Origin of the sequence: Xenococcus sp. PCC 7305 (genome assembly GCF_000332055.1) — a bacterium.
In the GTDB taxonomy this organism is placed as follows: Bacteria; Cyanobacteriota; Cyanobacteriia; order Cyanobacteriales; family Xenococcaceae; genus Xenococcus.
On sequence record NZ_ALVZ01000061.1, the window covers coordinates 1 to 11,447 of the forward strand.

Genomic DNA, 11,447 nt, shown 5'->3' on the forward strand with positions numbered 1-11,447 from the left:
GTTGGGCAATACTTCTCGCTTAGGGAAATAGGGATGTAGGGAATTAGGGAAATCTAGCTATTATTATTCCCCAAACCCCTAAAACCCCAAATCCCAAATCGTTAGGTTTTTAAAGTCAATCTTTAAACGAGAAATATTGGATAGTTGGGAATTACCCATTACCCATTACCCATTACCCATTACTTATTACCTATTACTTATTACCTATTACTCAATTTAAGATTATGCATAAAATTCCTGTTACCGTCATCACAGGCTTTTTAGGTGCGGGAAAAACGACCCTATTACGCCATCTTTTACAAAATAATCAAGGCAAAAGAATCGCTGTTTTAGTCAATGAATTCGGAGAAATTGGCATTGACGGAGAGCTTTTGCGCTCTTGTCAAATATGCGATGAAGAAGATAACCCCAATGACAATATCGTTGAGCTGACCAATGGCTGTTTATGTTGCACGGTGCAAGAGGAGTTTTATCCCACCATGCAAGAATTGCTTAAACGCAGGGATAAAATCGATCATCTGGTTATTGAAACTTCTGGGCTAGCATTACCCAAACCACTGGTGCAGGCATTTCGTTGGCCGGCAATTCGTAACTCGGCAACAGTAGATGGAGTAGTAACTGTAGTCGATGCCAAAGCTTTGGCGGAAGGAACTATGGTTGGAGATCTCGAAGCCCTAGAAGCCCAACGGCAAGCAGATCCTAATCTAGAACATGAAACCCCCCTCGAAGAATTGTTTGAAGATCAACTCGGTTGCGCGGATCTTGTTTTACTAACCAAAACTGACTTGGTAAATGATGATGGTTTAGAAAAAGTGACCAGCTACATCAACAGTGAATTACCTTCCGGGGTAAAAATTGTTGCTTGCAATGAAGGAGAAATTAGTCCTGATATTCTCCTCGGGTTTAATGCTGCGGTAGAAGATAATCTTGATAGTCGCCATTCCCACCATGACCATGAAGCAGAACATGATCATGATGATGATATAAACTCCATTGAATTAATCTGCGATCGCGCTTTTGATCCCAAATCATTAACCGAACAACTGCAAAAACTTGTCCAAGAAGAAGAAATTTATCGTATTAAGGGTTTTGTGTCTGTCCCTGATAAATCTATGCGTTTAGTTTTACAAGGAGTGGGCAATCGTTTTGATACTTTTTATGATCGTCTTTGGTCAACCGAAGAAACTCGTCAAACTCGTTTAGTCTTTATTGGACGAAATTTGACCGATGAGTCTATCAATATGTTCATGAATGCGTAAATGTAATTTCACCAACATAACCTAGACTAAAAGATTTACCTAAATTAGTATAAATTAACCTAAAAAGCCCAAAAATTAAGTATTAGTAATTGTTTCGTAACCAAATATAAACAATAGTTAATATTGTCAAAAATTAAATAGATAAGATGAGCAGCAAGTAATAGCATTACCTTGGAGAACTCGAATTGTCAATCATCGAATCTCTTGACTTGCTTCTGAAAACACAGTGTAACAAAAGTAAGTCAAGAGATTTAACCAGCTTAATAGTTAATCACGAAGTGATTATTCAACTCAGAAACTAAGCAGGAGAAAAATATTACCATGTCATCAAATCCATTTATCGGTCAAGTCACCTTGTTTGCCGGTACTTTTGCCCCAGTAGGTTGGGCAATTTGCAACGGTGCACTTATTCAGATATCGCAAAATGATGCTTTGTTTTCCATTCTCGGCACTATCTATGGTGGGGATGGGCGGACTACTTTTGCTTTGCCCGACTTTAGAGGTCGTTTTTTTGTCCATAACGGCTCTAGTAGTGCTCCTGGTCTAACCACCTATTCTTTGGGCCAAAAATTTGGTGTGGAAACAGTTACTATAACGACAAATCAACTGCCATCCCATACTCATCAATTGAGAGGTGATAACCTAGCAGCCAACTCAGGCGAGCCAACGGGAAGACTCTTAGCTGATCCCGCCACGGGAATCTATCGCACTGGGACCTTTGATGCCCGCTCCATGAGTTCTGAAGCCATTAGCAACACGGGAGGTTCTCAAGCCCATTCCAACCTACAACCTTTTCTTGCTCTCAACTACATCATTGCTTTAGTCGGAGTTTACCCGACTCGAAATTAAAGTAATGGTCAAATGGGATTCTTTATCTTGTCGAAATAGTGTCTCAGAAGACCAGGGGTTTTTGTTCGAGCTTTATGCCAGTACTAGGGTAGAAGAGCTCAATGCTTGGGGTTGGGATGCTCAGCAAAGCTCGGCATTTCTGAAAATGCAGTTTCAGGCTCAACAAGCTAGCTACAGAAACCAGTTTCCTGGCTGCAAGTATCAGATTATTCTCATTCAGGGACTTGCAGTAGGAGCCATGTTGGTCATAAGGAGTGAAACAGCAATCCACCTAGCTGATATTGCCTTACTGCCGCAATACCGTAATCAGGGTATTGGCCGTTTTCTGATCCAAAAACTCTTGGCTGAAGCTACCCAAGCGCTCAAACCTGTACGTCTTCAGGTAAGACAATCTAATCGGGCACTTAGACTATATCAACGTCTGGGTTTCTCGAAAGTTAGTGAGCAAGGTATTCATTTTTTGATGGAATGGCTGCCCTCAAGAAAGTAATAAGTAATAAGTAATAAGTAATTAAGTAATCGGGAGAAATTTATTATGAGTGAAGGATTTTTAGCTCAAGTTGTCTGGTTTGCTGGGAATTTTGCCCCCAAAGATTGGGAATTTTGCAACGGTCAAATTTTGCCGATTAATAACAATGAATCTTTATATTCTCTTCTCGGCACAACCTATGGTGGAGATGGCAGAACTACTTTTGCTCTGCCTGATCTTAGAAGCCGTGTTGCTATTCATCCTGGTACCGGTATTAGTCTGGGCGTCGATGGTGGAGAGGAAAATGTTACTCTCAGCACTAACGAGATCCCATCACATACCCATACATTGAAAGGAATGAACGTGGCTGCAACTGATGCCAATATCCCAGACCCTAATAATAGAGTTGTCGCCAATACATCAGGCAATACTTCTATTCCCAACATTTATAGTGATAACACCTCTAATCTTGTCGATATGAATGCCGGGGCTATTGGCAATACGGGCGGTGGTCAAGGACATGAAAATAGGCAACCTTCTCTAGTTTGCAATTACATAATTTGCGTGAATGGAGTATTTCCTCCTAGGAATTAATTTTTTTTAAGTCGGCATGGCCGATCTGTCGAGGTTTGTATTTCTCAATTCCCTAGAATTTTTAAGGGGAAGTTAAGAGAATTGCTGTTAATTTTTTTTGAAAATTTAGGAGAACATTAATTATGAGCGAGCCATATATCGGTGAGATTAACATATTTGCTGGCAACTTTGCCCCCAGAGGTTGGCATTTTTGCGACGGGACACTCCTCCAGATATCACAGTATAGCGCTTTGTTTTCTATTCTCGGCACAATCTATGGTGGGGATGGCAGAACGAATTTTGCTTTACCAAATCTTAAACTTAGTGGTGCTATTGGTGCGGGGCAAGGGCCTGGTCTTCCCAATCATCCCCTTGGTCAAGTGGGTGGTGCAGAAAATATTACTCTCAGTACAAGCGAAATTGCTCCCCATAGTCATCAGCTGACAGGAACTAACAATGCTGACAACAGCGTTAATCCCACAGGAGCAGTGCTATCACGACCTAATCAGCCTATATATATAGATGCCGTCACTTCTTCTCTAGTGAATCTGAGCACAAATAGTATTGGCGACGCAGGCGGTGGTAGCAGCCATGACAACATGCAGCCTTATTTGGCTGTTAATTTTATAATTGCTTTGGAAGGAGTTTTCCCTTCCCAACCGTAAAAAGCCCCTTAATCTCAATTTTTTTTTGATTTGCACGAAATATTTACTCTCAGCCTTACTCGGTTGTTTCTGGGTAGGGTTTTTCGCCGCGGATCTACTCTTGGAGTTGTCTGTGTTGGGAAACAAGATATAGCCATTCTTCAGGCTCATAAGTTAGACTGCTACCGAAAAGTCAACAAAAATAATTTTCCCGAAATTTTTGCTAAACAGAATGATGGCCCTTGCTTATTACTGAAAAAGAAGAAAACCTGATAAAAAGCCAATACTCTGGCGCTTTTCCCTATATTTTCCATAAACTAGGAATTTCTCTCGTTATTGCAACCTATCAAGCCCATAAACTCATCACACTATATGTGAAGGATGACAAGATGGAGATGATATCTTGTCCGTTTGACAAACCAATGGGATTGGCAACTAAAGGCGAAAAGCTGGCAGTTGGGACAAATTTGGGTATTTGGGAATTACGCAATTCACCGTCACTTCAAGATCAATATGATGCCTATTATGCTCCGCGCAATTACTATGTAACGGGTAGGATTCAAGTTCACGAAATGGGTTATGCAGATGATGAGCTATGGTTTGTCAATACAGCTTATTCCTGTCTTTGTACTCTCGACCCAGACTATAATTTTCGTCCTCGCTGGCAACCCAAATTTATTAGTCGCATTGTCAAAGAAGATCGCTGTCATCTCAACGGTTTAAGCATTGTAAATAATAAACCTAAATATGTAACTGCTTTTGGGATCGCAGATAGCAAAGATGGTTGGCGGGAAAACAAGGCCCATGGTGGAGTCTTAATAGATGTGGAAAGCAAAGAAATAATTGCGGCAAATTTGTCAATGCCCCATTCTCCTCGTTGGTATGATGGTCGTCTGTGGTTATTGGAATCGGGTCATGGTTCTCTGGTAACGGTTGACCTAGACACAGGAAAGATTGAAACGGTCGTGAAACTTCCAGGTTTTACTCGGGGGTTAGATTTTTATGGGCCATTTGCTTTTGTGGGACTTTCCCAAACACGCAAACAGAAAATATTTAGCAATATTCCTTTAACAGAAAGATTAGAAGAGCGTTCTTCTGGGGTTTGGATAGTAGATATCAATACAGGATTTGCTATGAGTTTTTTGCAGTTTCAAGACAAAGTTCGAGAAATTTCTGATGTTAAAATTTTGCCTGGCATTCGTTATCCTGAAATGATTAGTCATGGATCGAAACAGATAAAAAATTTGGCAATTTTCCCCGATTAAGGTCAATTAGGACCAGGTTTACCCCAAATTACTATTGCTTATTGCTCATTACTTATTACTTTCCCCTAGTGACCATTATGAATTTCTTTGTTAAATTTGACTCGCAAAAGGAAATCCATATTTTTTTGTGCTAGTTAATGCTCAACTAACCAAAGATTAGAAATCTATGATAAATACAAATTCTATAATCGTGGCCTCTTCTAAACAAAGATACTCCAAGTTGGAGCAAGAGGTGGTTATTCTTAATCTAAAATCCGAGGCTTACTACAGCCTTAATGCAGTAGGAGCTGAGATCTGGAATTTAATTCAAGAGCCAAAATCTGTTAGCGAAATTGTAATCTCGTTGGGGAATAAGTACGAAATAGATGAGCAAAAATGTGAGTCGGATTTGTTGTCATTACTAAACGAACTCTCGGCGATCGAGTTAATCGAAGTTAGTCAGGACAACATGGCAGCGGAAAAACCTGTTCAGGAAATAAAACAGACAACATCAGAAGCTAAAGAAGTCTGGACAACTCCTGCGCTGGCCAGCTATGGCACGATGGCAACTTTAGTTCATGGTAGTGGAGGTAGCGGAGCTGATGCTCAAATGGGAGTGTTTGATGGAAACTTGAATTTTGACCCTCCTGCTCAAGCGGAAGATACGGTTCCAGCTGGTCAATTGGATGAGGACGCAGCTGTCACGGGACTAGATGATCCAGGCTCAGGAGATGACTATACTAATGAATATCCTTACTAAGAAATTTTCTGATTCTGTTCCCTATATTCTTATGCTTCACTGAAAATACAAAAAATTGCCAGGAGTGCGGAAATGCTCATTTTTTTCTGTGCTCTTTTATCTATTGTTTGGATTTTGGTTGGGATCAAGTCCGGCAAATTCAGCAATTTGGGTAATAACTTGCTGAGGATTGGCTATAAGATCGGCATACTGAACTGTACACCAATCAGATGAAGGCAAAGCCTCTAAGTCCTGATTAATATAGTCTTGCGCTGTTTGCCATTGATAAGTAGCAATCTCGGTCACCGAAGACCCTTTTAAGGATAACCATCCAGGAGTCAGTAGAAAACTCCATCCCCAGTCATACCAACCAGGAAGAGAGCGGTAGGTAATAAATTTGCGCGATCGCCATCCGTCTATGATACTCTTAATGCTTGCAATAGGTTCTCTTTGGAGATAGATAAATAGAGCATCAGGAAACAAAGCTTTGAGAAAAGGTATCCGTAAAGCATTCTTCGAAGTTTTGTCTAGAAAGCGTAATTTATTGGGGCGCTGTTTGAGTGGAAATTGCAGGTAAGAAATCCCTTCGCGATCGCATAGCTTCTCGGTAAAAAATTGACGCAGAGCCCGAGAAATCTTCGGGTTAAGCTCCTTTTCTGTAAGACAATTAGATGCATAGCCATAATTTTGAGGGTGAAGTTCTGGTATTTTTTCGATAAAACAACTCTCCCCTCCTAATGTCCACAAATCCTCCAACTGGGATAGAGTTTCACATAACAAGCTACTCCCAGAGCTGGAGGCAGCAACAATAAAAATTGGTCGGATAAACTCTGGTGGCGTGATCTTCTCCTTTAACAAACCCATACTCATGAGTTTTTGAAGCTGCAAGGTAAATTTCGTTTCCCCAAGATCCCATGATGAATCTAGATTTTGCCATGCTTGAGTTGGTGTTATGGGCGTACTAAATAATTTTCTCAGACGAAACAACTGCTCTGCTTGTTGGTTTTCTCTGAAGTTATGATGTTGATTCAAATCGAATTCACCCGCAATTTGATAGCAAGCATCCAAATCTGGGAACAAAGCCACATTTCTTTGTGGTGAGGAAACTTGAGCCCTAGAAAAGGAAGGTTTGGGCAACATCGAAGCAAGAGTAGTACAAGCTAGTTTGCCAGATTCTCCTAGTTCTTTTTTTTGTAAACAACGACGCAGCCGCCAAATTAAACTACGATAAGCTAATTCTCCCTTGTCACTATGTCCGAACTGGTTAAATACTACTTGCCATGATCGACAAAATTGTTTGATCTGAGGTTCCAACTCTGGAACAGAACTGAGAATATTTTTGCATAAACTATTGATTTCTTTGGGGGTGAGAACTTCAAAACGGTAAGTTTCGATCGCGATGCTTGCCGTATCCTCAACAAGATATGGAAAGTAGCGAGGAGCAGAATCGCACAAAATTTTTAGCTCATCGGTTGATCCTTTAATATCTATGACTAAGTGAATGCGATCGGCTCTACTTTCATTAATCACCCAATGGAACTGAGAATTATCAAAAATCCAAGCTGACCCTGCTGCCATATGCACCGATTTATCATTACAAAAAAAGCGCACTTGAGGATTAGTAAAAATGGGTATGTGAACCCGCATTCTGCGAAACCAATGAAAGTATTTATCCCTATGGACCGGAACTTCTGCTTGCCCCGCGATACGCATCAGGCGACTGCGGGAGATTGGGATATTGAACGCTTTCATCACCTGCTGGATATAGGGACAAGCTTGCAAATAGGGAGTAGCTGCCATTTGTCCATCTGTCCCATAACTGTCATTGATCTCGCCGCCGACAGACACCAGGGGAATGGCAGTATTATTAGCAAAATCTTGGGGATGTTTACCCCAGTCTGCTGCTTTAAACTGGGAGATTTCTTGTTGTAGTTTGGCGACATCAAAGCGAAAAGGTAGATGGTAGAATTCTTTTTCCAGCTTCATGATTCCCCATTCAGTTGATGGACTTGATAATCTAATTTAGTGCGATGTTCGGCCACTACTGTAACCGTATTATCTTTAATAAAGAAAACCCTCGGTGCAGTGTCTGAATTTAATGCTTTAGCCAAACCTGGTAAATCTGGGTGTCTACCATGTAATATCTTGACCTTTCCCTGAAGATAGCCAACTCGAAAAACAAGTCGGCAATTGTATTCTGGAGCTAAGTTAAAAATCTGTAAATTGCTATGGAAAAGAGCTTCTCGCAAAGCTGGCTGATCTCCTATTGTTTCTTTTAGAGACTGGGCTATGTTTTCGTTGCGGTGTTGTAAACCTAGCCAGTTGGCAAAAAAATGGTAAATTTCTGGAGACTTGTTAAATAAAATTAAACCCCCGTTGGGCTGGGAAAAACTAGCAGGTATTTGCTTCATAAATTGTTCTAAATGCCCAGCAGTTTTCCGCCTCATAACCGAATGACGAATTGCAGCCGTGGCTAAGGCAATATCGAATCTTGGCAATAGCTCAAATAATTCACTAATATCCTCGCAGATATATGTATCCGTATCGAGGAACAAAGTCTGATCATAGGGGGACATGGACGAATACATGATCTTGAGTTCCCGACTGTATTGCTTTTTATCTACTAGTTGAATGTTATCGAAATAGCTGGAAACAAATTTTTTGTTACAGAAAATAGTTGTATGGACGCCAGGAATTTTTGCCTTGAGACTGGCTGCTGATTGGCATGCTTCATCAAGAGATTTTTCGCCGATCGCAACGTAAACAACTCCAGTAGACATGATAGTTTTCTAACTCACAGACAAATTTTCAAATCTATAGCCAAAATGCTCAATATCCTTTTTATATAAATTAGCTACTATTTCTTGAGTTGGGAAATCATAATATTCTTGATAGGAATTTTTTTTGATTCTCGTTGGGTTTTCATGACCCAAAAAGAGGTGATTTTTGATCCCGATTTTTCGACAGACAGTGGCAAAATCTCCTTCCAAATTTTCATACCTGCCAATAAAATTAGCATAGTTTCTGATAATCTCAATCTGTGGTTGAATCGCAATATGATATGCAGGATTGATATACTCGTAGCTTTTAAAATCATCTAATCGCTGTAACCATTCAATAAAGGGAATAATCCTTTCGTCGGGGTGAATGGATTTACGAAACAAGTTTAAAGGTTGTTTTCGAAATAGATAGTAAGATAATATTCTGTCCCAAGGATTTCTGACAAAGGTAAAGACAAAATAATCCGGGGGGATTTTTGTAGGAATAATATGATGTTTGGTTTGACCAATGCATTGAGGATTTGTGGGCGCCAAGGCTTTGCATATACTGGTTCCTGCGGTTTTTGGTATTTGCAGAAACACGTATTTATATAAATGAGATATGATCATTAATTGCTCTCCTTTGTCCGTGTTTCTTAATCTCCAAATCTTCATTATAGTGACGTTTTTAAGATTTTATTGATTCCTCAAAAGTTGACATAAGAGCAAAAATTGCCTAGTTTACTGTAGATATTAAGCTAAAATTTGCTCATGAGTGCGATCGCGGGAATCTATTATCAGAATGGACAACCAGTAAAATATGCCGATCTCGAATCAATGTTTTATCTCCTCGCCCATCGAGGTTTTGATGCTGGAGATATTTGGTACAAAAAAAATATCGGATTAGTTAATCGTCTGCTCTTTACGACCCCAGAATCTAAGCAAGAAAGGCTGCCCTTACATGATCGCAAAAGTAATCTTATCTTAACAGCCGAAGCTCGCATTGATAATCGAGAAGAATTACTTTCAGTATTACGATTAAAAACAGAGGGCATAATTACCGATAGTCAAATTATCTTAGCTGCCTATCAAAAATGGGGAGAGGACTGCCCTATAAAATTAATAGGTGATTTTGCCTTCGCGATTTGGGATCAGCAAAAACAAAAACTATTTTGTGCCAGGGATACAATGGGTGTTAAACCCTTCTATTATTACTATTCTGGTTGTTTTTTTGCTTTTGCCTCAGAAGCCAAAGCATTACTGGAATTACCCAGTATTTCTTGTCAAGTAAACGAAGCAAAAATTGGTCTTTTTCTAGCCCAGCTTGGTGGTTTTAGTGCCTATAAAGCTGATAGTTTTTATCACAATATTCAACATTTACCGCCAGGACATTGGCTAAAAGTTGATGATAAAGGCGTAAGATTAAATTCTTATTGGGATTGGCATGATGCGGCCAGCAAGATCCAAAGTGAATTAAAATGCGATCAAGATTATATCGAAGCTTTTCGAGAAAGATTTTCTCAGGCTGTGGCTTGTCGTTTACGCAGTGCCTATCCTTTAGTTTCTGCTCTCAGTGGGGGCTTAGATTCTTCTAGCGTTAGTTGTGTCGCCAAAAAACTCTTAGGAAATCGCGAATCTTTAACCACTATCTATGCCGACTGCGGCATGACCTCAACCGATGAAACAGCTTATGTCAATGCTGTGTTGGCTCAAGGTGGATTTAGTCATCAATCTGTTCTCGTAAAAGATGCCATTAGTTCTGCAAAGATAGTCGCTTCCTGGCTTGATCGGCCGCTGCAAATGCCTACTGCCGCAGTGTTTTTGGCAACAATCAACTCAGTTAAGAATCAAGGAGCAAGAGTGTTCTTAACTGGGCATGATGGTGATACTATTGTTTCTCATGGAATAGACTATCCCTATCAAGTGCAATCTGATAATTGGCAGGAACTACATAACAAATTTGTCTTTCAGCTTGTTCAAGGTAAAAATTTCACTGAGGTTTCCTTAGACAATTTAATTAATCATCAACTGGTCAACCCAAATTCTCTCAAGTTATATCGTAAAAATCTGTTACGTGAGAGATTAGTAAGTCGTAAGTGGCAAGATAAAAACTCTACGATCAATCCCGATTTTGCCCAAAAGATAAATTTAGAAGAATTAATGAAACGAGAAATAGATTATCAGTCTGCCTATCTACCCTCGGTTTACCTAAATCACTTCCGAGGTGTTATCTCAGATAATATGCAGGTGGGTACCGCACAAATCGAGCTTATTAGTAGTGCTAATGGCATTGAACTGCGTCATCCTTTCCTAGACAGAAGATTAATAGAACTTTGTTTAGCTGTTCCAGCTCATCTCAAAAATGAAGCTGGCATGGGTCGTGGTGTGATGCGTCGCGCGATGAAGGGTATCTTGCCGAGGCAAGTCTGTCAGCGTAAGGATAAAGTGGATTTCTATGGTTTTATTATTCCGGAGATGGCACGCAATGAGCAAGAATTGATTGAGAGATATTTATTTGATGAGCGATCGCAATTAGCTAAATATGTCGATCTGAAAGCTTTAAAAAATAATTATCAACAATTTTTAACTTCTGAAAAACCCTGGCAAGAAAGAAGGCGCGAAGCCAAAATAATTGCCAGCACTACTTTTCTCTCTATCTGGCTAAATCAACTTTCCTCAACTCCAATTGCTCCTTAATATCTGATAAAAAGTTAAACTAGACTGATAATTGTAGACTATTAATTACTAGATAGTCTGTGCTGAATGAACGTGAGTTCGATAAGTACAAAATTTACTGGTTCTGAATAAGGATTTGGGGATTTAGGGATTTGGGGGTCTAGGGAAAAGCCTATTAATTCGTGGTTCAACTTGGGAAATTTAATCAAAAGGAAAATTCGTCGAACTGACGTTG

11 protein-coding genes are annotated in these 11,447 nt (G+C 39.9%); 8 read left to right on the forward strand and 3 right to left on the reverse strand.

Annotated elements, in window-relative coordinates; genetic code table 11:
- Positions 1–224 precede the first annotated feature (224 nt).
- From cobW to XEN7305_RS27280, 7 genes are all read left to right on the forward strand, one after another.
- The gene (gene cobW, locus XEN7305_RS01550) at positions 225–1,259 is read left to right on the forward strand and encodes a cobalamin biosynthesis protein CobW (RefSeq protein ID WP_006507561.1); all 1,035 of its coding nucleotides are present in this window, start codon (positions 225–227) and stop codon (positions 1,257–1,259) included.
- A 321-nt stretch (positions 1,260–1,580) separates the two neighbouring features.
- Positions 1,581–2,108: a phage tail protein gene (locus XEN7305_RS01555; protein ID WP_006507562.1), complete on the forward strand. Its 528-nt coding sequence runs from the start codon at positions 1,581–1,583 to the stop codon at positions 2,106–2,108.
- A 4-nt stretch (positions 2,109–2,112) separates the two neighbouring features.
- The gene (locus XEN7305_RS01560; protein ID WP_006507563.1) at positions 2,113–2,598 is read left to right on the forward strand and encodes an N-acetyltransferase; all 486 of its coding nucleotides are present in this window, start codon (positions 2,113–2,115) and stop codon (positions 2,596–2,598) included.
- 45 nt (positions 2,599–2,643) lie between these two features.
- Positions 2,644–3,171: a phage tail protein gene (locus tag XEN7305_RS01565; RefSeq protein ID WP_006507564.1), complete on the forward strand. Its 528-nt coding sequence runs from the start codon at positions 2,644–2,646 to the stop codon at positions 3,169–3,171.
- Between the two features lie 122 nt (positions 3,172–3,293).
- Entirely contained in the window at positions 3,294–3,815 is a 522-nt protein-coding gene (locus tag XEN7305_RS01570) for a phage tail protein (protein WP_006507565.1), read from the forward strand.
- 221 nt (positions 3,816–4,036) lie between these two features.
- The gene (locus XEN7305_RS01575) at positions 4,037–5,059 is read left to right on the forward strand and encodes a TIGR03032 family protein (protein WP_006507566.1); all 1,023 of its coding nucleotides are present in this window, start codon (positions 4,037–4,039) and stop codon (positions 5,057–5,059) included.
- A gap of 166 nt (positions 5,060–5,225) precedes the next feature.
- Positions 5,226–5,798: a PqqD family peptide modification chaperone gene (locus XEN7305_RS27280; protein ID WP_006507567.1), complete on the forward strand. Its 573-nt coding sequence runs from the start codon at positions 5,226–5,228 to the stop codon at positions 5,796–5,798.
- 96 nt (positions 5,799–5,894) lie between these two features.
- Here the strand turns inward: XEN7305_RS27280 and XEN7305_RS26290 are convergent, their stop codons facing one another.
- The 3 genes from XEN7305_RS26290 to XEN7305_RS01600 are packed head-to-tail and all read right to left on the reverse strand — an operon-like array spanning position 5,895 to position 9,166.
- A complete protein-coding gene (locus tag XEN7305_RS26290) occupies positions 5,895–7,763 on the reverse strand; it encodes a sulfotransferase (protein WP_006507568.1) in 1,869 nt (622 codons plus the stop codon).
- A complete protein-coding gene (locus XEN7305_RS01595; protein ID WP_006507569.1) occupies positions 7,760–8,557 on the reverse strand; it encodes a hypothetical protein in 798 nt (265 codons plus the stop codon). Before XEN7305_RS01595 ends, XEN7305_RS26290 begins: the two co-directional genes overlap by 4 nt.
- 9 nt (positions 8,558–8,566) lie before the next feature.
- Positions 8,567–9,166, reverse strand: a complete 600-nt coding sequence (locus XEN7305_RS01600; protein ID WP_006507570.1) for a sulfotransferase family 2 domain-containing protein — start codon at positions 9,164–9,166, stop codon at positions 8,567–8,569.
- A 141-nt stretch (positions 9,167–9,307) separates the two neighbouring features.
- Between XEN7305_RS01600 and XEN7305_RS01605 the strand changes: the two genes are divergently transcribed.
- Positions 9,308–11,233: an asparagine synthase-related protein gene (locus XEN7305_RS01605; RefSeq protein ID WP_006507571.1), complete on the forward strand. Its 1,926-nt coding sequence runs from the start codon at positions 9,308–9,310 to the stop codon at positions 11,231–11,233.
- Positions 11,234–11,447 lie beyond the last annotated feature (214 nt).